Source organism: Colwellia sp. E150_009, assembly GCF_053543955.1.
The window spans coordinates 37,247-60,866 of sequence record NZ_JBHFOM010000017.1 but is presented as its reverse complement, the minus strand read 5'-3'; the positions used below and the strand labels follow the sequence as shown (position 1 = coordinate 60,866).

At 37.5% G+C, this 23,620-nt stretch carries 18 protein-coding genes; 7 read left to right on the top strand and 11 right to left on the bottom strand.

Annotated elements, in window-relative coordinates:
• The first annotated feature begins 18 nt into the window (after nucleotides 1–18).
• Nucleotides 19–636: a helix-turn-helix transcriptional regulator gene (locus ACE1OF_RS09695; RefSeq protein WP_448894142.1), complete on the top strand. Its 618-nt coding sequence runs from the start codon at nucleotides 19–21 to the stop codon at nucleotides 634–636.
• Between the two features lie 73 nt (nucleotides 637–709).
• Complete coding sequence (locus ACE1OF_RS09690) at nucleotides 710–2,290, top strand: FG-GAP repeat domain-containing protein (protein ID WP_448894141.1); 1,581 nt, start codon at nucleotides 710–712, stop codon at nucleotides 2,288–2,290.
• Between the two features lie 36 nt (nucleotides 2,291–2,326).
• Here the strand turns inward: ACE1OF_RS09690 and nrdD are convergent, their stop codons facing one another.
• The 8 genes from nrdD to ilvG form a co-directional block, all read right to left on the bottom strand.
• Nucleotides 2,327–4,135, bottom strand: a complete 1,809-nt coding sequence (gene nrdD / locus ACE1OF_RS09685) for an anaerobic ribonucleoside-triphosphate reductase (protein ID WP_448894140.1) — start codon at nucleotides 4,133–4,135, stop codon at nucleotides 2,327–2,329.
• Complete coding sequence (nrdG, locus tag ACE1OF_RS09680; RefSeq protein WP_448894139.1) at nucleotides 4,122–4,634, bottom strand: anaerobic ribonucleoside-triphosphate reductase activating protein; 513 nt, start codon at nucleotides 4,632–4,634, stop codon at nucleotides 4,122–4,124. Before nrdG ends, nrdD begins: the two co-directional genes overlap by 14 nt.
• Before the next feature lie 241 nt (nucleotides 4,635–4,875).
• Nucleotides 4,876–5,643, bottom strand: a complete 768-nt coding sequence (locus ACE1OF_RS09675) for a hypothetical protein (RefSeq protein WP_448894138.1) — start codon at nucleotides 5,641–5,643, stop codon at nucleotides 4,876–4,878.
• Nucleotides 5,644–5,772: 129 nt separating this feature from the next.
• Nucleotides 5,773–7,998, bottom strand: a complete 2,226-nt coding sequence (locus tag ACE1OF_RS09670) for an adenosylcobalamin-dependent ribonucleoside-diphosphate reductase (protein ID WP_448894136.1) — start codon at nucleotides 7,996–7,998, stop codon at nucleotides 5,773–5,775.
• Nucleotides 7,999–8,332: 334 nt separating this feature from the next.
• Nucleotides 8,333–9,889: a threonine ammonia-lyase, biosynthetic gene (gene ilvA, locus ACE1OF_RS09665; protein WP_448894135.1), complete on the bottom strand. Its 1,557-nt coding sequence runs from the start codon at nucleotides 9,887–9,889 to the stop codon at nucleotides 8,333–8,335.
• The gene (gene ilvD, locus ACE1OF_RS09660; RefSeq protein WP_448894134.1) at nucleotides 9,889–11,751 is read right to left on the bottom strand and encodes a dihydroxy-acid dehydratase; all 1,863 of its coding nucleotides are present in this window, start codon (nucleotides 11,749–11,751) and stop codon (nucleotides 9,889–9,891) included. Before ilvD ends, ilvA begins: the two co-directional genes overlap by 1 nt.
• A gap of 241 nt (nucleotides 11,752–11,992) precedes the next feature.
• Entirely contained in the window at nucleotides 11,993–12,280 is a 288-nt protein-coding gene (gene ilvM / locus ACE1OF_RS09655) for an acetolactate synthase 2 small subunit (RefSeq protein ID WP_448894132.1), read from the bottom strand.
• 1 nt (nucleotide 12,281) lies between these two features.
• A complete protein-coding gene (gene ilvG, locus ACE1OF_RS09650) occupies nucleotides 12,282–13,946 on the bottom strand; it encodes an acetolactate synthase 2 catalytic subunit (protein ID WP_448894131.1) in 1,665 nt (554 codons plus the stop codon).
• Between the two features lie 482 nt (nucleotides 13,947–14,428).
• Here ilvG and ACE1OF_RS09645 point away from each other — a divergent pair, with 482 nt between their 5' ends.
• Complete coding sequence (locus ACE1OF_RS09645; protein ID WP_448894130.1) at nucleotides 14,429–15,952, top strand: YifB family Mg chelatase-like AAA ATPase; 1,524 nt, start codon at nucleotides 14,429–14,431, stop codon at nucleotides 15,950–15,952.
• A gap of 24 nt (nucleotides 15,953–15,976) precedes the next feature.
• Here ACE1OF_RS09645 and ilvY read toward each other — a convergent pair whose 3' ends face one another.
• On the bottom strand, nucleotides 15,977–16,870 hold the full coding sequence (ilvY, locus tag ACE1OF_RS09640) for an HTH-type transcriptional activator IlvY (protein ID WP_448894129.1): 894 nt from the start codon (nucleotides 16,868–16,870) through the stop codon (nucleotides 15,977–15,979).
• A gap of 189 nt (nucleotides 16,871–17,059) precedes the next feature.
• Between ilvY and ilvC the strand changes: the two genes are divergently transcribed.
• From ilvC to ACE1OF_RS09625, 3 genes are all read left to right on the top strand, one after another.
• Complete coding sequence (gene ilvC, locus ACE1OF_RS09635; RefSeq protein WP_448894128.1) at nucleotides 17,060–18,541, top strand: ketol-acid reductoisomerase; 1,482 nt, start codon at nucleotides 17,060–17,062, stop codon at nucleotides 18,539–18,541.
• Nucleotides 18,542–18,645: 104 nt separating this feature from the next.
• A complete protein-coding gene (gene ppnP / locus ACE1OF_RS09630) occupies nucleotides 18,646–18,963 on the top strand; it encodes a pyrimidine/purine nucleoside phosphorylase (protein ID WP_448894127.1) in 318 nt (105 codons plus the stop codon).
• A 23-nt stretch (nucleotides 18,964–18,986) separates the two neighbouring features.
• Nucleotides 18,987–19,754 (top strand): sulfite exporter TauE/SafE family protein, encoded by a 768-nt coding sequence (locus ACE1OF_RS09625; protein ID WP_448894126.1) that lies wholly within the window; start codon nucleotides 18,987–18,989, stop codon nucleotides 19,752–19,754.
• Between the two features lie 65 nt (nucleotides 19,755–19,819).
• Here ACE1OF_RS09625 and ACE1OF_RS09620 read toward each other — a convergent pair whose 3' ends face one another.
• Both ACE1OF_RS09620 and yegD read right to left on the bottom strand, forming a co-directional pair.
• Nucleotides 19,820–20,221 (bottom strand): CBS domain-containing protein, encoded by a 402-nt coding sequence (locus ACE1OF_RS09620; protein ID WP_448894124.1) that lies wholly within the window; start codon nucleotides 20,219–20,221, stop codon nucleotides 19,820–19,822.
• Nucleotides 20,222–20,469: 248 nt separating this feature from the next.
• The gene (gene yegD / locus ACE1OF_RS09615; RefSeq protein ID WP_448894123.1) at nucleotides 20,470–21,825 is read right to left on the bottom strand and encodes a molecular chaperone; all 1,356 of its coding nucleotides are present in this window, start codon (nucleotides 21,823–21,825) and stop codon (nucleotides 20,470–20,472) included.
• A 298-nt stretch (nucleotides 21,826–22,123) separates the two neighbouring features.
• On the opposite strand from yegD, the gene ACE1OF_RS09610 reads away from it, so the two are divergent.
• Entirely contained in the window at nucleotides 22,124–23,545 is a 1,422-nt protein-coding gene (locus ACE1OF_RS09610) for a sigma-54 interaction domain-containing protein (protein WP_448894122.1), read from the top strand.
• Nucleotides 23,546–23,620: the final 75 nt, after the last annotated feature.

Below are 23,620 nucleotides of genomic sequence, written 5' to 3'. Positions count from 1 at the left end.
ATTTATTTCGGGGCTGCGATGAAAACCCATGATAAAATTTTAAACCTGTTAAAAGTTCAGGGCGCTTTAACTGCTAAATCCCTAGCCGATGAACTTGGGCTTACAACCATGGGCATTCGTCAACATGTACTGGCATTAGAAGAGTCTGGTGATGTAACTTATAAAGATGAAAAAGCAGCGAGGGGGAGGCCAACACGGTTTTGGTCGTTAACAGAAAAAAGTAATGAACATTTTGCTAACCGACATGATGAATTAACGGTGCAGCTTATTGATTCTGTTATTGCCGTATTTGGTGATGATGGTTTAGAGAAGCTTATTGCTAATAGAGAAGTATCATCAATGCATGAGTATAGTGCGGCCTTAGCTGATAAATGTGGTGTGGAAAAAAAATTAAATACGTTAGCCAAACTACGATCTGATGAAGGTTATATGGCAACGGTAACCAGTGAAGCTAATTTTTATTGGTTGTTAGAAAATCATTGCCCTATATGCGCAGCAGCAACTAAGTGCATTAGTTTTTGCCGAAGTGAATTACAACTGTTTCAACAATTATTTAATGATGTTGCAGACGTGACAAGAGAAGAGCATATTGTTGAAGGTGCACGACGTTGTGCGTATAAAGTTGTTCCGTTATAAATTGATACAAAGTAAGTAAGAAAGCATGTTTGTTGTTGAGTAATATGAAAGAGTATATTAAATAAGGACTGTTATGCATTATAAGTTATTGGTAGGTGTGATTTTTTGCTTTGGGGTTTTTAGTGTCTCAGCGGTATATGCCAACGCAAGTAAACTTGTTGGCACCAAGGTAGCATTTAAACATTACAATATTACCGCACCCTTTCAGGTGAGCTCACCTGTTATTCCTGTTGAATTAGTTATCAATGAACAACTTCCAATGGATGAACTTGTTTTGATTGGCGTAGATAAATTAAAGCAAACGTGGCTAGCCATTTATACCTTTGATGCTCCGAATGATCGTTATGAATTACTCGATAAAATGCAACTTTCTGCGGAGTATTTTGCTTATGATGTTAGTGAAAATAGCAAAGGACTTTATTTTTTAGCAAAAAATGCGGTGGTGTCACTTAATTATGCTGACAGTGTGCCAGAAGGTAAGCCCAATGAAGATAAAACAAGTGTTTTATCTGGTTTGTATCTTCAGCATAAACAAGAGGTTAACTCTCTTTATTTGCTAAATAGATCTAATTTTCTTGCCCAAATAGACTTTATTAAAGATATAAATAGAGATGGTGTGGATGATATTGCTTTACCTGATTTTGATGGTCTCAATGTGTGGATTTATTCGAATAATTCGCAAGCTGCTTTCTACCAGCATTTAGCAATTAACCCACAAATTGAAATGAGTTTGGGTGGTGTTATGTTTCAACCTAGCTCACTTTATTTTGCTGACTTTAATCTAGATAATAGACAAGACATTGCCTGGGTTTCTAAGGGTAAAATAAATTATTTTAGTCAAAATTTAGATGGAAAATTTACTGAGCAATCGGAAAATTTAGTGCTGGCTGACACAATTCAAGGCTTAAATTGGTGGCAAATTACCGAATCGGATGGTGAAAACCCAGATCAAAGTAATTTAACTCATCGTGTTGTTGAACAAATAAAAGATATAAATGGGGATGGGGTAGCCGATGTTATTGTGCGTTTTACTCAAAGCTCAGGAGTATTAGAGCGGACTAATGATTATGAATTTTATTTTGGTTATATTGATGAAAACAGTACCTTAGCATTTAAGGAAACACCAAGTACAGTGATTAAAGCCGAGGGAACATTAACGGGGCTGAAAATTGTTGATGTAAATGAAGATAATAAATTTGAAGTCTTGTTATCTTCATTTGAGTTAAGTGTTAGTAATATAATTGGCGCGTTATTGTCAGGCGGTATAGATCAAAATGTACTTTTGTTTGTACTAAATGATGATGATAGTTATGAAAATGATGCGTTAATTAGTAAGGAAGTTGAATTAAGCTTTAGTTTAACATCAGGGCAAAGTGGCCAACCTATAGTGCTATTAACTGATGTGAACGGTGATGGTCGTCAAGATTTAATTCTGTCTGCGGGCGAAGAAAGGCTATCTATTTTTTTAGGTAATAAAAGTAAGAAATTGTTTAACCGTAAGGCAAGTAAACATAAAATATTATTACCTAAAAATGGTGCATTATTTGAGCAACATGATATTAATTATGATGGTAAAGCCGACTTTATTATGCGTTATGGCCGTTTAGATGATGAGAGTATGGCTAGCAAAGTAACCATACTCATGGTGCAGTGAATTTACTGATTAAATAAAATTACTATAAAGTGGTCGCTAGGCAGCTGTTGTACTTTTTTCATGTTTAGGTGCATTTTTGTGATAGTAACGTAATGCATGCTCTTTCTGACGGCCTTGGCTAAAAGCTGTAACCCGTTTTAAATACCCGATAACACGTGTGCCATGGTCAATATTGTCACTTCCGCATGCATCACACTGTATTAAAGTACGCTTATCTATTTTTTCACACTCATTACAGATGGTGATTTTTACATTAGTACAGAAATAATTGCAGCCTGTTGCTGCAGCCACATTAAATAATTTTAAATACGCTTCGGTAGATAACGTTTCATCTAAATTCAAATGTAAAGCTGAGCCACCATCTAAATATTGAGTAATTTCCTTGCCATGTAGTACAAATTTGTCGAGATGATTGGTGTTGTCATCTTCCACTAAATAAAAGTAAGAATTGTAGCAATCACGGTTGACTTGATAACCATCTTTGCTATCCCATTTAGCATTTTTAATACCTAGATTTTCAGCGGGTACAAATTCAGTGTTAAACATATAACCATAACGTTTTTTGGCTTCTTGATTAGCTTTGTAAATAACTTTTAGCTGACTGCTAACAAAGTCTTTATAAGCTTGGTTATTACTTACGGTTATATTGTTATATTCTGCTGCCTCAGCCATACCATTTATGCCAATGGTTAAAAACTGTTTATCAAGGGTAATAAAACCAGCATCGTAAACAGATAACGCGCCTTGGGCTTTGTAATCTTCCATTAATTTACGGTAAGCAACTTGGTATTTTTGAATTTTTTCTATTTCTGTTTGCAGATCACGACCGTCTTGCACCAGCCTGTTCATGTTTAACGTAATAACGTTAATTGAACCTGTAGCAACACCACCTGCACCTAAGGTATAGGAAAACGTATTGTCGGAAATTTCATTGCGTAACCGGCAGCAAGAGGCAAGAGAATCAGGACTGTCTGATAAGTAAATGAAAAAAGAATTCCCTTGTGCTTTTTGTTCAGCTAATTGGCGAGCAAAATCTAAGTCTTTACACTGCCCATTTTCAGTTAACATGGCGGCAGTCACAACGGGAAATGTTAATACTGATTTTTCGCGTTCCTTATTTAACCAACCAAGAAAGAATTGTTGTAGGCTTTCTACTGTTTGCCAGTTTGGTTTACTGAAATCAGGAAAAACAAAATCGTCAAACATGGCAGCGAAGTAATGTTGATCAAATAATGAAATATTCCAAAAAACACTTTGATAACCACGTGCTGCCGCTGGTTGGTTAATAGCATAAATCACATGCTGCAGGTGATTTTCAATGGCTTTAGTATGTGTGGTTAAATAATCATTACCGTATTCAATGCGAGCAAAATAATCAAAATAAGTAAGGAATTCAACGGTAGCCACAGCACCAGCAAATTGTGCTGAAATAGCAAAAATAAGATTAACAAAAGAGCCACAAAATGACTCTAAGTGTTTAGGCGCTTTTGACTCACCGCCTAGTTTTGTTAAACCGTCAAGTAAGAATGGATACATGCTTACTGAGGTACAGTAGGGTTTTAAACTGGTTTCATCATGTACGTATATTTCATGATTTTCAATTTGTCGTAAGTATTCGTTGGCTAGTTCGTCGTTGAAGGTTTCACGAATTTTGTCTTGCACTAAAGCACGGTTTATTTGCACAAAACAGTCTTTCAATAATTCTGCTTCTAACGTAGCAATATTTTTATGGCTAACATTAGCATTGGCATCCATTTTTGAACCATCAGCAGCATTTTTTGCTAAAAAGTAATGGAGGATGAAATCTTTTTTATTGTTTATTTGTTCTTCATTAAGCCGCAACATTGTTGGTTCCTTCTTTTGTTGAGTGATTGTTTGACTTGTTTAAATGATTCTTTATAAATAAATGATTAAGCGTTTCGCCAGTGTTGACGTTACGAAAAATTTGATTAGTAGTGCTGCTTTCTAAGCCACCAAGTTCGGCTTGCCACGGCCCTGTTTTTAAAAAATTTAAATGTTGAGAAATACTAATATCGATATATTTTTCACCTGAATAGAGGCATGTTTTCAACCCCAAATTTTTGGCAATAAGTAGTTTTTCTATTAATGCATGTCGCTGCCATTCCCCGCCAAAAAATACCACACAGCTGATTAAGCCTTGGTATTTTTTTAGCCATGTAATAAACGCTTTGTTGGTTAGCGCACTGCCATAATTTTCGTTCCATAATTCTGTGCTATGACAGCCCTTACAGCCAACTTTACAACCAGTAATGCTAAAGCATAAGCTGATTTCGTTAGGGACTTCTTGAAAAACGACAGAGGGAGGGAGGCAATTAAACTCCATATAAAAACCTATATATTGTGTTTTGTTTTATTGGTGTGCACAATATATAGTGTTTCTAGGATGTTCGTAGTTGATCCAGATCAAATTTTTTGTTAATGATTTTCTGTATGTTGTGTTTTTGTCCTGTATTTGACACAACATATAGTGTTTTAGTGATAAAGGTGATGCTCGTGTTTTATGTTAGTGTGGTATAAATGTATCATTATCGGTATCATTTAAATTGCTAGTGATATTGGTACCATTAACCACACTTTGAATCGCCACATGAGACACAAGTTAAACAACCATCAAGTTTGATTACCGCGTTGCGTACTTTACACTTAGGGCAGTCCATCGCATTTGGCATGCCAGCGTCTTCATTGTCTACCTGAGTTGAGGTAATTGTCGAGTTATGGTTTTTTAAGTATTCAGCCTTTTTTTCTTCAATAATGGCTTTGGCTTCGTTTGATAGTTCAATAGCTTCAACGGTAACGCCGCAAGTTTTCTCTACATGATAAGCAATAGTATCGGCAATAGCTGAAACCATTGACTCAATGTATCTTGGGTTGCCTCCCCGAGTATGTTGTCCGAACCAACCGGCATTAGGTGACGAGACTTCTCGTAGCTCATCAAGTAGAAACATGTATTCACCACCTTTACGAAAGACAGCCGACATCATAAAGGTGAGGGCATGTACCCATTGAACATTTATTTTGTCTTTGGTGTTAATGAATATTTCATAGGGACGAACTTCTTCTAGTTCTGTACCTTCGTTAAGCACAACGTTTGAAATACTCACGTAGTAGGCGTGATCATACCCTGCGGATGCTTTAATTTTGTAGGTTCTAGAATCTAGCTCTTTAGGTCGTGTGGTTTTTTCAATGACCTCGATAGGCTGAGTTGATTCTTCTGGAATTGCTTGCGTGTTATTTTCTTTGTTTAAAGCAATGTCTTGCTTATTTACTACGGATACGCCGATAATTTTTTTACTGATTTCAATCGGTTTTTGTGTTGAAGATGGTTGTGTCATGATGTATCTCTGTTAAATAATTGATAATGAATCCAGTTGAATAAGTTAAGTTTGCGAGTAAGCTAAAATATATTGATGCTTACTCGCTTTTGTATAAATAGGCATCTAGTTAATGTGCTAAATCAGGTGCTAAAAGCGCCCGTATTGCCCTTCTTTTATTGCGTCAAATAGGTTTGAAGCAATGTGCTCTTGCCCCTCATAAATTACAGTTTCATTGCCTTTAACTTTGATAACTTCGCCGCCTTCAACAGTGAACTGATATTCGGTGTTGGCTAGGTCGGTTTCATTGACAAGTACTCCTGAAAAGTTTTCAGGGTTGAACCTAAATGTAGTACAGCCCTTCAGCCCTTCTGTGTAAGCTTCTAGGTAGACATTTTCAAAATTTTCAAAAGGAAACTCTGTTGGAATATTAACAGTTTTAGAGATTGAGCTGTCGATCCATTTTTGAGCTGCGGCTTGTACTGCGACATGTTCTGATGGGGTTACCGTTGAGGTATCAACAAAACTTTCTGGTAGTTGGGATAAATCTAATGATGATACTGAGCCTATTTTGCTCATGGGCAATTCCCAGTCATTACCATGCGTGCTTTTCATTAAACGTTCGTACGCTAATACTTCGGCAGAACGCACATTAACTTGTTGCTTGGTGGATTTTCCAGGGACAATCACATTACGCTTATAATCATGGGCAAAACTTGGTTCTATCCCATTACTGGCGTTGTTTCCTAATGATAAGGCAATGGTTCCTGTTGGGGCAATAGAGCTGTGATGAGTAAATCGTAGCCCTGTTGCAAGTGCATCTTTTACCCATTTTTCACCTAATTCAGCCACAATATTTTTCATATAACGACTGTAATTAACGTGTAATTCAACCCCTTTAACTTGATCACCTAACTTGTATTTTTCTGCTAATTCAGGACGTTTATGTAATAAAGCACCGGTTATGGTATACATTTCGTTTAAGAATGGTGCACCGCCTTTTTCTTTTGCCAGCTTGGTTGCTTCTCGCCATCCTTCTAATGCAAGGTGTTTAGTCACTTCTCGGGTAAATTCTACCGAATTGTTTTTACCGTATTTCATACCAAGCATGGTCATGGCTGAGCCTAAACCTAAATAACCCATGCCGTGGCGGCGTTTGTTTTCTATTTCAGCTACTTGCTCAGGCAAAGGTAAACCGTTAATTTCTACTACGTTATCTAACATACGTGTGAAAATACGAACAACTTTTTTAAAGCGCTCCCAATCAAAACTCGCTTGTGCGGTGAATGGATTACTGACAAAAGCAGTTAAGTTAATAGACCCCAATAAGCAAGACCCGTTTGGTGGTAATGGCTGCTCTCCACAGGGATTGGTTGCCCGAATTAGCTCGGCAAACCAATTGTTATTATATTCATTCACTTTATCAATCAAAATAAAACCTGGCTCCGCATAGTCATAAGTTGCATTCATGATCATGTTCCACAAATTTTTTGCGCGGATTGTTTTATATACTTTACAGGCAGTTTCACCTGCATGGTTTACTATGTAACCGTCCATTGTTAATGGCCATTCACGCCAGATTACTTCATCAGTATTATTGTCAGGCTCATAGTTAAGTCCTAACAGATTAATTTCATTTTTATTGGTAGGGAAAACTAATTGCCAATCGGCATCAGCTTTGACCGCCTCCATAAATGGGTCGGTAATTAATATGGATAAGTTAAATTGGCGTAAACGGCCATCCTCACGTTTTGCTTTGATGAATTCCATGATGTCTGGATGTTGGCAATCAATTGTGCCCATTTGCGCACCGCGGCGTCCACCAGAAGAGGAAACGGTTTTACACATGGTGTCGAAAATATCCATGAAGGGTAAGGGGCCTGATGTGGTTGCACCTGCACCCGCAACAAAACCGCCGTCTGGGCGAATGGTTGAAAAATCATAACCTATACCACAACCTGCTTTTAGCGTTAAGCTTGCTTTACTAACGGCTTCACCCACGATACCTTGCATTGAATCTTCAATAGTTGCGGATACCGTACAATTAATGGTTGATGCCGTAGGTTTTTGTTCGTCAGCACCTGCATTTGAAATAATACGCCCTGCGGGTATTGCGCCATTCATTAATGCCCATAAAAATTCTTCACGGTATTTTTTTTGTTTTGCTGGAGTTGTTTCTACGTTTGCAATTGCCTCTGCAACACGCTCAAATGTATCGATAACGCTATGGTCAACAGGCGTACCTGATGAGGTTTTTAATTGATACTTTGAACGCCAAATATCTTGAGAAGCAAGTTGTAAATGATTGGGATCAAAAACGGCTGACGTTGTGAGAGCATCTTCCATAATATTTTCTTTAATTATCTCATTATTCATTATTTATCTTCTTATGATTTTTAGCATAGTGCGGTGAAATGACCGCTCTATAACAGACGGACACCCGTGATTTTTATAAATTGAATAGTTGATCGAAATCACATGTTTGTCAACGTAATTCTATATGTTGTGTTGTTTGTTTGATTTGGCACAATATATGGTGTTATTGTTTTTTTATTCTGAGCGTAATAATACCAAGTTGATTAAGTTCTTTCCCGCTCAGTGAGAATTAAAAGACTTAGAAGCAAGGCATTGATTTTAAGAAAGGGGCTAGAGTTAGAAAGGGGAAATAGCTCCCCTTTTAATAGAAAAATAAAGAAAAAGTTAGTTTAAGTTAGTTAAGAAAAGCCTGATAGGCAAGATTTTCTGTTGCTTCTTCGAACTGATAGCCTAAGGCATTTAAATGTTCAAAAAACTCACTTTCTTTATCCTTGCTGACTTCAAAACCAGCGAGTACTTGACCAAATGCTGCACCATGATTTCGGTAATGAAAGAGAGTGATGTTAAAAATGCCACCCATAGCATCAAGGAATTTTTCTAATGCACCTGGATGTTCAGGAAACTCAAAACTAAATAGGCGTTCATCCCTATTTGCGGTTTTGTTTTTTCCACCGATCATATATCTAACATGCAGTTTTGCTAATTCATTCTCGGTGAAATCATTAACCTGATAGTTAGCATTACTTAAAAGGTCAAGTATTTGATGACGCTCCTGCGTGTTGCCACTTAAACGAACACCCACAAAAACATTCGCATTTGCTTCGCCTGTATAGCGATAATTAAACTCGGTAATCGCTCTATTGCCAATGGTTTGGCAAAAACGTTTAAAGCTGCCTTTTTCTTCGGGGATTGTTACAGCAAGCACTGCTTCTTTTTTCTCGCCTAATTCACAACGTTCAGAAACATAACGTAAACTATGAAAGTTCATGTTAGCACCTGATAATATAGCAACTAATGACTGATCAGTTTTATCGTTTGTCGAACAGTATTTTTGTAGTCCCGCTAGTGATAATGCGCCTGCAGGTTCAGCGATAACGCGTGTTTGTTCAAAAATATCTTTAATTGAGGCACAAATTTCATCGGTGCTTACGGTAATTACATCATCACAGTAACGTTTAATTAAATTAAATGTATGCTCACCAATGCGTTTTACTGCAACACCGTCAGCAAATAATCCTACTTGAGGTAAATTTACAGGTTCACCAGCAGCTAAGGCGGCTTTCAAACATGCAGAATCTTCGGCTTCTACACCAATAATTTTAGTGTTTGGACTTAATTGCTTTAAATAAACAGCGATGCCAGCAAGTAAGCCACCACCACCCACAGGAACAAAAACGACATCAGTTTTAGCATGTTGCTGTAATAGTTCTTTGGCTACTGTGCCTTGACCCACAATAACGTCTACATCGTCAAAAGGGTGGATCAAGGTTTTGTTTTCCGCTTTTGCATATTCAATGGAAGCTTCTTGTGCTTCATTAAAACTATTACCCACTAAGCGAACTTCACCACCAAAACGCTTTACATTGTCAACTTTGATGTCTGGGGTTGTTTTAGGCATAACAATGGTTGCTTTTATGCCTAATTTACTAGCAGCAAGCGCTAAACCTTGAGCATGATTACCTGCCGAAGCAGCAATAACGCCATGAATACATTCAGCTTCGCTTAAATTAGAAAGCTTGTTGTAAGCACCTCGTAACTTAAATGAATGCACAGGTTGTTGATCTTCTCGTTTTAAATAAATTTGATTATTTAGACGGGTAGATAATTTTGTTAAGTGTGTCAGCTCTGTTTCAATAGCAATATCATAAACAGGTGCAAGTAATATGCGTCTTAAATAATCAAGTTGCTCGGCATGCTGTGCGAGCAACGCTTGGCTTTGCGTATTCGTCATTATTTACCTACAAGTCCGTCGAGTAAATCACGGTTTCTTACCGCGCCTTTATCAGCACTGGTTGCTAACATGGCATAGTTTTTTAACGCATAGCTAATTGGACGAACTCGGTCTTTAGGTTTCCATGCATTGCTCCCTTTAGCTTCCATTGCTGCTTTACGCTCAGCCATTATTTCACTGCTAACGTCTAAGTTAATGCTACGATTTGGAATATCAATATGAATAATATCTCCTTGTTCAACTAAGGCGATAGCGCCGCCATTAGCAGCTTCTGGAGAAACATGACCGATTGATAAGCCTGATGTACCACCCGAGAAACGCCCATCAGTAAGTAATGCACATTTTGCACCTAATCCCATTGATTTTAAGTAAGTGGTTGGGTATAACATTTCTTGCATGCCTGGGCCGCCTTTAGGGCCTTCATAGCGAATAACAACAACTTCGCCTGCAACCACTTTACCGTCAAGAATTCCTGCAACAGCATCATCTTGGCTTTCAAAAATATGAGCAGGGCCAGTGAATATTAGATTGTCGTCACTTACGCCTGCGGTTTTTACCACACAGCCGTCAATGGCTATGTTACCCGATAATACTGCTAACCCGCCTTCAGTTGAAAAAGCATTATCAATACTACGAATACAACCATTTGTTCTATCATCATCTAAGGTATCCCAACGACAATCTTGGCTAAAGGCTTTAGTAGTACGAATACCTGCAGGGCCAGCACGATAGAATTTTTTAATGTCTTCATCATCAGTTAAGGTAATATCGTATTTGGCAATGACATCAGCTAACGAGGTACCCAATATGTTATGTACATCTGTTTTTAATAAGTTAGCACGAGCTAATTCGCCTAAAATTGCAATGACACCACCCGCACGATGTACATCTTCCATATGATACTCTGGGGTAGATGGTGCGACTTTACATAGTTGCGGCACAAGACGTGATAATTTATCCATATCTTCCATGGTGTAATCTATTTCAGCTTCTTGGGCGATGGCAAGTAGATGTAAAATAGTATTTGTTGAACCGCCCATGGCAATATCTAAGCACATGGCATTGGCGAAAGCGCTTTTATTAGCGATATTACGCGGTAGGGCTGAATCATCGTTATCTTGATAATAACGTTTAGTTAACTTAACAATTTGTTTACCAGCATTCAAAAATAAATTTTCGCGATCGGCATGAGTCGCTAACATAGAGCCATTGCCTGGTAGGGCTAAACCGAGTGCTTCTGCTAAACAGTTCATTGAGTTGGCGGTAAACATACCAGAACATGAACCACAAGTAGGACAAGCTGAACGTTCTACTTGATCACTTTGATCGTTACTCACTTCAGGATCGGCACCTTGAAGCATAGCATCAACTAAATCTAGTTTAATGATTTGTTCGCTTAGTTTGGTTTTGCCTGCTTCCATGGGGCCGCCTGAAACAAAAATTACAGGAATATTAATGCGCATAGCTGCCATCATCATGCCTGGGGTAATCTTGTCACAGTTAGAAATACAAACCATGGCATCAGCACAATGAGCATTCACCATATACTCTACAGAATCGGCGATTAAATCACGAGAAGGTAAGCTATACAGCATACCGCTATGACCCATAGCAATACCGTCGTCTACAGCAATGGTATTAAATTCTTTAGCAACACCACCTGCTTCTTCAATAGCACCAGCAACAAGTTGTCCCATGTCTTTTAAATGTACATGGCCAGGCACAAATTGAGTAAAAGAGTTAACAACGGCAATGATTGGCTTACCAAAATCGCCATCAGTCATTCCTGTAGCACGCCAGAGAGCTCGAGCGCCAGCCATATTACGGCCTTGAGTTGAAGTTGCTGATCTTAATTTAGGCATGATATTGAGTCCCGTTTTGAATATAGAGTCGTAAATTTGATTTTGAATATGTGGTTGAGCTTGGTTATTAAGCAAAGTAAAAATGGCACTGGTTGAAGTTAGTGCCTTATTCAACGATGCTTCAATGTTAAAACTTACCTATTGCTATTTAACTCATTCTTTTAATGAAAATTAAGCCTATAACGATTTAATTAATAGGCCGTATAGTAGTTAAATATTTTATAGTGCTTTTAATAAGGTATTAAGCACTACATTCTTTTTTATTAGATAGCTGTGATGTCTTATTGTCTACTTTGACACTCTTGATGTCGACCAGTTTATTAATTTGGTCAATTAAAAGCGTAATAGGACGATCACTACTGACTAATAATTCAATGGTAGCGATATTGTTGGCGTTATTAACGCTGGCTGTAATGCCATCGATTAAAAAACCTCGATAACGCGTTACTTGTAAAATTCGTTCTAGTACAACCTGTTTATCATCAGTCATGATGATTAACGTATATTTATTGAAAGACAAGGTGTTCATGTTAAGCGCTCTCCATCATTTCGTTGTTGGCACTGTTAGGTGGTACTAATGGCCAAACATTTTCACAAGCATCAATTTTCACTTGTAGTAAGTATGGGCCGTCGTGATCTAACATTTCATTTATTGCGGCAGTGACTTCATTTTTCTTTGTTATTTGTTTTGCTTTGATATCAAAAGCGCGCGCTAACATACAAAAATCAGGATTGTCTGCTAAATCAGTTTCACTTAAGCGACCGTCGAAAAATAAGTCTTGCCATTGGCGTACCATGCCAAGTTTTGCGTTATCAATCAGCACTATTTTAACAGGAATTTGGTAGCGTTTAATAGTTGCTAATTCTTGTACATTCATCATAATTGAACCATCACCTGAAACAGCTATTACCGTGTCATGTGGTCGGCTAATTTGAGCACCAATTGCCGCAGGTAAACCAAAGCCCATGGTTCCCATGCTACCGCTGGTTAAAAAGTTACAAGGATCATCAAAAGTCATGTGTTGTGCTGCCCACATTTGATGTTGACCAACATCGGTAGTGACACAGGTATTTTTTGGCATTAAATCACTAACTTCTTTTAACACAGCAGGTGCAAAAATACTCTCACCAGGATGGTCGTAACGCCATGCACAGTTAGCTTTCATTTCTTGTACTTTTGTTTGCCAAACTTCAATATTTAAAGGCATGGTAAGCAAGGGTAAGTTGGCCTTTAAATCACCTAAAATTGGCGCGTCAGTTTTTCTACGCTTATTAATTTCGGCCGTGTCTATATCAAAATGTATTACTTTGGCATCTGGGGCAAATTGGTCTAGTTTACCTGTTACTCTGTCATCAAAGCGAGCGCCCACAGCAATCAATAAGTCACAGTCGTGCACAGCCAAATTAGCAGCTTTAGTACCATGCATACCTAACATGCCAATATAGTTTGCATTGGTATTATCTAAGGCACCTAAACCTTTTAATGTAGAAACAGATGGAATGCCTGTTGTTTTAGCAAATGCTCTTACTTCATCAATAGCGTTTGCCATACCAACGCCACCACCAACATAAAGAATGGGTTGTTTAGCATGAGTTAATAAATCAAGCGCTTTGGTAATGTCTGCCAATGGTAATTTAACTTTGTTTTTAAGTGGTGCTGCTGATTTGAAGTTTTGCACTACAGTGGCCATTTGTACGTCTTTGGGAATATCTACAAGTACAGGGCCTTGTCTACCTTCAAGCGCTATTTCAAAGGCTTGGTGTAAAACATCTTCTAATTCATCTACGTGGTGCACTTGAAAAGAATGTTTAGTACAAGCAAGCGATAAGCCAAAGATATCAGTTTCTTGAAAAGCATCACTACCCATAGCAGCAGTGGGCACTTGGCCTGTGATAGCAATAAGAGGAATAGAGTCAGCAAGGGCATCTGCAAGACCAGTAATTAAGTTAGTTGCACCGGGGCCTGATGTAGCCATACAAACACCAATTTTACCTGACGCTCGGGCATAACCGACTGCGGAAAATGCAGCGCCTTGCTCGTGTCGACAAAGAAAATGTTTTACATTACTGTCATACAATGCATCGTAGATAGGCATGATGGCGCCGCCAGGATAGCCAAAAATATGGTGTACGCCGTGTTGTTCGAGTACGTTAAATAGTAATCCGCCGCCAGTTAACGGTTTGCTGTCAGTCATGATAGTTCCAAAGTTGCTTAGTGTTTTAAATTATGCTCCAAAAAAACAAAACCCTCGGTTCTTTCGAAGCGAGGGTTAGTATTTCTGTTTTGCTTTTTTTAGCTCAATGAAATCCCTCGAGATGATTTTACCACCACGACGAGGACGTTAATAATAATTACGTTAATAATTGAGTTAAAGTTTTGCATTGTTATATGATTCGTCTTTTCTATGTTAAATACAAAGTTAAAATGAGTAAAACTGAAAATTTATAGTTATTTAATGAATTTTTATGCACAGTTCAATCTCTTTTTAAATTAGTACCATAGCTCTAATGTTTTGAGCAAGCTTTTTTTTTCAATTTTTCGCTCTATCTAAATAAGTAAACGTTATATGAGACGGTGGTTGTTAAATGCACTGTTATGAAAAGTTTAAGAAAAAGTTAGAATTATAAAGAATAGTTTCCTACACTAAACAAAAGGAATTAACTAAATGGAATTATTATGTCTCTCGCTTGTGTTTATAGCCGTGCTCGTGTTGGTTTAGAATCCCCTCTTGTGACAGTTGAAGTGCATTTAGCGAATGGCTTACCTGCTTTTCATATTGTTGGTTTACCTGAAACTTCTGTTAAAGAGTCTAAAGACCGTGTCCGCAGTGCTATTATCAATTGTGGTTATGAGTTTCCTGCAAAAAGAATAACCATTAATTTAGCGCCAGCCGACTTACCCAAGGAAGGTGGGCGTTTTGACTTACCTATTGCGGTTGGTATTTTGGCTGCGTCTGGGCAAATTCCTCAAGTTGATTTAGCCCAGTATGAATTTGCAGGTGAGCTGGCGCTATCAGGTGAATTAAGAGCGATTATAGGTGAGATTCCTATGGCAATGTCTTGTTGTGAAAATAATCGAACTTTAGTATTGCCTATGCAAAATAGTGAACAAGCAAGTTGGGTGAAAGAGGCTAAGATTCACGCTATTGATCATCTTAGTCAACTTTATCCGCATTTTTCAAGGCAAACATTGTTACCTTTCGTACAAGAAAAATCGTTAGAAGAATTTAGCGATATTAATACGTTAGATATTAGTGATGTAATTGGGCAGCCGTTAGCAAAACGTGCTTTAGAAATTGCAGCCAGTGGTAATCATAATTTACTCTTTATTGGTCCTCCAGGCACTGGGAAAACCATGCTCGCAAGTAGGTTAGCAGGTATTTTACCCAAAATGACGGAACAAGAGGCACTAGAAGTTGCGGCTATTCAATCTATAAGTAATCAAAGTATTAGTGAAAAATCGTGGTTAACTCGACCGTTTAGAGCACCACATCATACGGCTTCGTCAGCAGCATTAGTGGGGGGAGGTAGTCAACCAAAGCCGGGTGAAATTTCGTTAGCACACAATGGGGTGTTATTTTTAGATGAGTTGCCAGAATTTGAACGTAAGGTGTTAGATGTATTACGCGAACCGATGGAATCAGGCGAAGTGACTATTTCTCGAGCTATGCATAAGCAAAGTTTTCCTGCGCGTTTTCAACTGATTGCGGCGATGAACCCTAGTCCAACAGGGTTTTACAATGATAATCGTAGTACGCCTGAGCAGGTATTACGTTATTTGAACCGTTTATCTGGCCCCTTTTTAGATAGAATTGATATCCAAGTTGAAGTTGCTCGGTTACCTCGGGGTACTTGGGCTGGTGATACTGACGCAAATGAAACCAGTGAGGTTGTACAAGAACGAGTACAGGCGTGTCGATTAAAACAATTAGCGCGTCAAGGTAAAGCCAATGCTCATTTAGGAACGAGTGAATTAAAAAGTTTTTGCCATTTATCGTTTGATGACAATGAGTTCCTTGAACTTGCCGTTGAAAAATTAGGTCTTTCTACTCGGGCTCATCATAAAATTTTAAAAATAGCCCGAACGTTGGCTGATATGAATGGCTGTGATGAGATACTTCATGAGCACCTCGTTGAAGCATTGTCTTATCGAGCGATGGATCGCTTATTACGTCACTTAACTAGTTCAGTTGCGGTGTAGTTATTTTAAATGAGTCTTTTAAAATTAACTGATTGAGGAAAAAAATGCTTTGATAAGCGGTTGCGCTCTAGACTGATTTAAACAACAGATACCTAACTCAAACGGTTCTATTTCACCAACATCTGCCAAGTATTGCACTCGATCTTTCACCGGACTATTTTCAACAACTACTTGTGGCACTATACCCACACCACAGCCTAAAGCGACCATGCTCACTAAGGCCTCATGACCTGAAACGGTTGCGTAAATATTGGCTTTTCCTTGTTGTTTCTTGCGATACCAATATTCAAACCGTTTACGTGCAGTTCCGTGTTCTGGCAATATAATGGGTAACTCTGACCAAGGGATAGCTTTATTTTGTAGTTTATCAAGTTGCAAAAGGTGTAGCACTCGGCACTGCATGGTGGGAGCAATCACAGCTAAAGGAATGGTGGCAAGGTGATGAAAATAAACACTGCGAGGTAAATTTTCTGGGTAAGCAGAAATAGCCATATCAACTGATTTATTTTGCACTAGCTCTAAACCATCAGCAGCATCACCTGTGGTTAACATAATTTCAACCAAGGGATGTTGACTACGAAAGCGCTCAAGCAAAGGAGGCAGGTGACTATAGGCAGCAGTAACAGAACAATAAATATGAAGTTTACCCGTTAATAATTCTGTTTTTTCATCTAACGAATTTTTAAAGGATTGCCATTGTTCTAATTGTTGTTCTGCATACAGTTTAAATTTTTTACCTACGTCAGTTAACACCACACTACGATTATCTCGATGCAGTAAATCGCTGCAAACCTCTTGCTCTAAGCGTTGAATTACACGGCTTAAGGTAGAAGGACTGACATGAAAAGCTACTGCTGTTTTACCAAAATGTAGTGTTTGGCTTAAATGCACAAACATGGCTAGTGCTTTTTTATCCATAATTTACTCCGTTAGAATAATTATTTTACTAACATCATATGTATTATTGCATAATATGAAACATATAGATGCAAATATATCATTTTGTGCAATGTTTGTTTTGCGTTATGCTCTGTTCAACTTAAAAACTATTAGTTAGCATGCTAACGTTAGTTAACCATTATTTTAGAATACTGAATAGGAACTACCATGAGCAATTATTTTAATACCTTAAGCTTACGTGAAAAGCTTGGCCAATTAGGCAAATGTCGTTTTATGAAGCGTGAAGAGTTCAGCGATGGCTGTAACTTCATTAAAGATTGGAATATTGTTATTGTGGGTTGTGGTGCACAAGGTTTAAACCAAGGTTTAAACATGCGCGATTCTGGCTTAAATATTTCTTACGCTCTACGTGAAGCGGCGATCACGTCAAAACGTCAATCTTGGCAGTGGGCTACTGAAAACGGTTTTACTGTAGGTACTTATGCAGAATTAATTCCACAAGCAGATTTAGTTTTAAACTTAACGCCTGATAAACAACATACTTCAGCAGTAACGGCGGTTATGCCACACATGAAGCAAGGTTCAACTTTAGCTTACTCACATGGTTTCAATATTGTTGAAGAAGGCATGCAAATTCGCGATGATATTACCGTGGTAATGGTTGCGCCTAAGTGTCCAGGTACTGAAGTACGTGAAGAATATAAACGTGGTTTTGGTGTACCAACACTTATCGCTGTTCATCCTGAAAATGATCCACAAGGTAATGGTTTAGCGATTGCTAAAGCTTATGCAAGCGCAACGGGTGGTGACAGAGCAGGTGTTCTTGAGTCTTCGTTTATTGCTGAAGTTAAGTCTGACTTAATGGGTGAGCAAACAATTCTATGTGGTATGTTACAAACAGCAGCTGTATTAGGGCACAAGCAATTAGTTGAACAAGGTGTTGATGCGGGTTACGCTCGTAAATTGCTACAATATGGTTTAGAAACTACCACTGAAGGTTTAAAGCACGGCGGTATCACTAACATGATGGATCGTTTATCAAACCCAGCGAAAATTAAAGCGTTTGATATGTCTGAAGAACTAAAAGTTATTTTACGTCCGTTATTTGAAAAACATATGGATGACATCATTGAAGGTCGTTTTTCTGCAACTATGATGGAAGACTGGGCAAACGATGATGTTAATTTATTAACATGGCGTGCAGAAACTGCTGAAACTTCTTTTGAGTTAGCTCCTGATTGTGATACAGAGATCACCGAACAAGAATATTACGATAAAGGAATTTTTGTTGTTGCTATGATTAAAGCGGGTGTTGAGTTAGCGTTTGAAGCAATGGTTGCGGCAGGTATTATTGATGAGTCTGCATACTACGAGTCATTACATGAAACACCATTAATCGCTAACTGTATAGCGCGCAATAAATTATATGAAATGAATGTTGTTATTTCTGATACAGCAGAGTACGGTAACTATTTATTTACGCATGCAGCTGTACCTTTATTATCAGAATTTACTAGCAAATTAACGCTAGAAGAATTAGGTGGTGGTATTACCAATCCATCAAATGGCGTTGATAATGTGCGTTTAATTGAAGTGAATGAAGCTATTCGCAGCCATGGCGTTGAGTTAATTGGTAAAAAACTTCGTGGTTATATGACAGACATGAAAAGAATTGTTGAAGCTAACTAGTCCATACTAGCTTAGAAAAATAAACGTAAAACGGCATTAAATTTTCGTAAGTTAGTGCCGTTTTTTATTGTTAAAAATAGTTTGAAAATTGATAGGAAAATAAAATGACTGAATTTACTAACATAACAATCACTAAAGCAGCTAATGTTTATTTTGATGGCAAAGTAACTAGCCGTAAAATTACATTCACAGATGGCAGTTTTAAAACGTTAGGTATTATGATGCCTGGTGATTATAAATTTGGCACAGCAGAAAAGGAATTAATGGAAATAACAGCTGGCGAATGTGAGATATTATTGCCAGAAAGTAATGAATGGCAAACAATTAAAGGTGGTGAATCTTTTTATGTACCAGCTAATAGCGAATTTGAAATTAAAGCAAAAACTATTGTTGATTATTGTTGTAATTACATCAGCGAATAACTATATCAGTGAGTAATTAAGACGTGACTATTTTTGATAGTATTGATATATACCAAGCCCTGATTCTTATGGTGATAGGATTAATGGCGGGTGTTATTAATACGCTTGCTGGAGGTGGATCAAATTTATCATTGCCTGCGTTGATGATGTATGGTTTGCCTGCTGATGTTGCTAATGCAACCAATAGAGTGAGCGTATTTATGCAGTCGTTGACTGCTGCTCGTGGTTTTTATCAGCATGATAAACTTGATACAACGTCAATTAAAGACAGTTTTTTTCCTCTTTTCATTGGCGGATTAGTTGGGGCAATAATAGCCTCTTATCTTAATGTAGAATTACTCAAACCTTTACTCCTTGGCACTATGATAGTGGTGTCTTTATGGGTAATTTTCAAAAGTGATACTAATACAGTAGATATTGGTAAGAGAAAAAGCTGTTATGACAGTAAACTTGGGCTTTTAGCAACCTTTGCTGCTGGCTTTTATGGTGGTTTTATTCAAGCAGGTGTTGGTTTTGTGTTGATAGCGACTTTTGTTGGCATGTTAAATTATGATTTACTACGTGCTAATGCAATGAAAGTAGTTGCGACAGTAGTGTTTACTAGCATTGCGTTAGTGGTTTTTATTGTTAGAGATCAAATTGCTTGGTTACCTGGAATATTGTTAGGTGTTGGTAGTATTGTAGGTGCTCAAATTGCTGTTAAGTTTGCCGTTGAAGTCAAAGCAAAAACCTTGAAAATTATGGTACTAGTGATGACCCTTTTTGCAAGTGCTGCTGCTTACTTTCAATAGACAACAGTGTTAAATAAGGCAAAAATCACTTGTTTTAATGGGTATTCGTCAAAATAGAATAATTATTACTTATTAAATTTATTAACAGCAGTCAGTAATTGTCGACAAGAAACTTGACCCACTAGTTCGCCATTTTCAACGACAGGTCTACGACGATGCTTTTTGAGTAACATATCTTGAGCAACATCAATGATGTCATCATTAGGGTGGGCAACCACGATATTTTCTTTGGTCATATACTCACTAACTGTGCCAACACCAACATTATTATAAGTTGCTTGAAGTACAGCCGCTAAACAATCCATTTCTGAAAGCACTCCCACGAGGGCTTTATCTTTATTGATGACACAAACCCCTGATACTTTATTGTCTATGATGGCTTTCATTGCATCGAATAGATTAGCATCTTCTTTAACCTTGATTGGACTAGTAACCATATAATCACGTAGGTCAACTGACTGAAGCATAGTAAAATTCCTTATAACGTAACCAAAATTATCATCATGAAAATGACAAGCTGTATATTTTATTTGAGTCTGAGATACTAATACAAAACTAAATAACCTGAGCTCAGGTTAAATAGAATAAAAAATCACATCTAAAATAAGTTAAAGCCCTCTATCATTATCTATTAAAACCCTCTGTCTATTAAGTTATAGCACATGAATTTACAGATGAGTTAATTCAATTGATATTATTCAGTATAAAGAGTGCTTTATTGGTATATTTTTTCAGCCCAACGCGCTAAACCTGATGTAACACTACCAAAGTGATCACCAACAACAATAGGGATGTTAGGCATCTGTTGTTGTAAAAAATCACTTAACACGGGTGATTTAGCTGTGCCACCAGTAACAAAAATAACTTCTGGTTGGCATTGCGCCTGATTTACCGCTGATTGCATTAAATTTCCGATGCTTGAGAGTGTACGTGCATTGGCTGTACACAGTGTTTCTTTAGTTACGTCAGCACTGAGTTGTTCGCTAATGTTATCTAAATTAATGGTGTGCTTATCATGTTCTGATAAGGCTATTTTAGCTTGCTCAGCAGCGTTAACTAATTGATAACTAAGTTTGTGATCATGTACCGTTAATAATCGTTCGACCATTTCGGTGTTTTGGGCATCTCGAGACAGTTGTACTAGATCTCGTCTGTTCTTTGCGCTATAAAATGCTGTTTGCTCATTAATATTATTGATAGCTAAGGCTTGGTAAAAACTACTGGTAGGCATGGGTTTGCCAGTTTTCAATAAACTATTCATCCCTAAGCTTGGCATAATGCCTTGTAAGGCGAGTTGAATATCAAAATCGTTGCCTGCAATACGTACACCGCTATGGGCTAATAAATGTTGTGTACGGTCTTCACAACTACTTAACTTGGGCCCCATTAATAAGAGAGAACAATCACTTGTGCCACCGCCAATATCAACAACTAATACACGAGTTTCCTTTGTTAAACTTGCTTCAAACTCAAAACCAGCCGCGACAGGTTCAAATTGAAATTCAACGTTTTTAAAGCCAATGCGTTTAGCTGCGTTAGTCAATACCTCTATGGCTTGTCTGTTACTCTCTTCACCGTGTAACCCTTGAAAGTTTATTGGTCGTCCGATAACAGTTTGGGTTATTTCATAGCCTAGCGTTGTTTCAGTGAGTTTTTTAACATTACTCATCATTGCTGCGACAATATCTTCAAATAATTGAATTTGTAGTGGTGCTAAACCGCTAGCGCCAAGAAAAGATTTAGGCGATTTGATATAGTAGCCTTCTTCTGGATCTTCCAAATACTTATTCAAAGCTGATTTACCAAAGACCAACTCACTATCAATGCCATCTAAAGCAAGCTCACGTTGCGCTCTTTGTCCTTTTAAAAGTTGTATTTTACGTTCAGTTGCAAAATCAGCTTGTTGCTCACCTTTTAATTGTTGATGTAACCAGTGCGTGATGATGTCGCGATCAGGAGCATATAAGTTTGACGCAATTGTATTGTTATTTAATAGCGAGACTATTTTAGGTTGACCATTGTTCATCACTGCAACACTACAATTGGATGTACCATAATCAAAACCTATCATCTTTTACCTACTTAATATCGACTAAAAACGGCCGCATAGAATACTTAGTTAACGCCTCAGGTACAAGTACCATATGACAGTAAATATATTTTATGGTGAACAAAGCAGTAACAGGCTGCCGATTTAGATGAAGTTAAATAAAGCGTACTAAAACGTGGTAATCATCTTTGTATAAAATTGATTATCACTTGTGAAAGGATATTGTTTTAAATTAGTTTAATATTTTCAATTCTATCTAAAATCTATCATAATCCGTTTAAAGAAGGCACGGTATTTCGTGTTTATGCAAGAGGTGGTTATGTCTCATACAATCAAACAGTTTTTATCTGATCCAGAATTGCTATTAAATGCTGTAGGCGAGGGGGTTTATGGTTTTGATGCTCAAGGAAATGCTGTTTTTGTTAACCCAGCTGCGGAACATATGACTGGTTGGCCTGCACATGAATTATTAGGTAAAAATATTCACGAGTATCATCATCATAGTCATGAGAACGGTGATGAATATCCTGTAGAGCAATGTGAAATTTATAACACCATGCGTGATGGTGTAAAACGACGAGTAACGAATGAAGTATTTTGGCGAAAAGATGGTAGTTTTTTTCCCGTAGAATATACGTCAACACCTGTGTACAAAGCGGGAGAGCTTATTGGAGCCGTTGCTGTTTTTCGTGATGTAAGCCAACAAAAGTTGACCGATTTTAATTTGCGTGAGGCTTTAAAGAAAGTAAATGAACTAAGCGAAAAACTTCAAGAAGAAAATACTTATTTGCAAGATGAAATAAATAAAAGTTGGACAGGATCAGGGTTAGAAGGCATTAGTCCTCTATTCAAAGGATTATTAGATCAAATAAAAATTGTTAGCCAAACAGATAGTACTGTTTTAATTTTAGGTGAAAATGGAACCGGAAAGGAAGTAGTTGCTCGCAATTTGCATCAATTAAGCCATCGATGTAATTCTCCATTAGTTAAAGTTAACTGTTCGGCATTTAGTGCTAATTTATTAGAATCCGAATTGTTTGGTCATGAAAAAGGGGCTTTTACAGGGGCGAATGAAAGACGTAAAGGGCGTTTTGAGTTAGCAGATAAAGGCACGTTATTTTTAGATGAAATTGGTGAGCTGTCAGCAGAAGCTCAAACAAAATTATTGAGAGTACTACAAGAGCGTGAATTTGAACGAGTGGGTGGCAGTAAAACAATAAAAGTTGATATTAGGGTCATTGCTGCTACCAACAGAAATTTATTATCTATGGTTGAACAAGGTTTATTTAGAATGGACTTATACTACAGGTTAAATGTATTTCCAATAGAAGTGCCTGCATTAAGAGATAGAATTGATGATATTCCATTGCTGTGCAACAGTATTTTACATAAGTTAAATCAGAAGCTTAATAAGAATATAACAGGAATAAATAATCGTAGTTTAATTAAGTTATCTCACTATGATTGGCCAGGAAACATTAGAGAATTACAAAATATTCTTGAGCGCGAAGTTATTTTATCGAATTCAAAAATTCTAAATATTAAACAAAATTTTAATCATCATCCAAAGAATAGCATCTCAACTAAAAGCACTTTAGCTGAGGTTGAAAAGAATTATATTATTGAGGTATTAACTGCTTGTCAGTGGCGTATAGGCGGTAATGCTGGCGCGGCGAAAATTCTGGGCATGCCTGATAGCACGTTGAGATCAAAAATGAAAAAACTCAATATAGTTCGCTAATATTGAAAACTACACGATATATCGCTTATTCGCGATATATCGTGTAAATAATATATGTATAGATTTATTTAATAT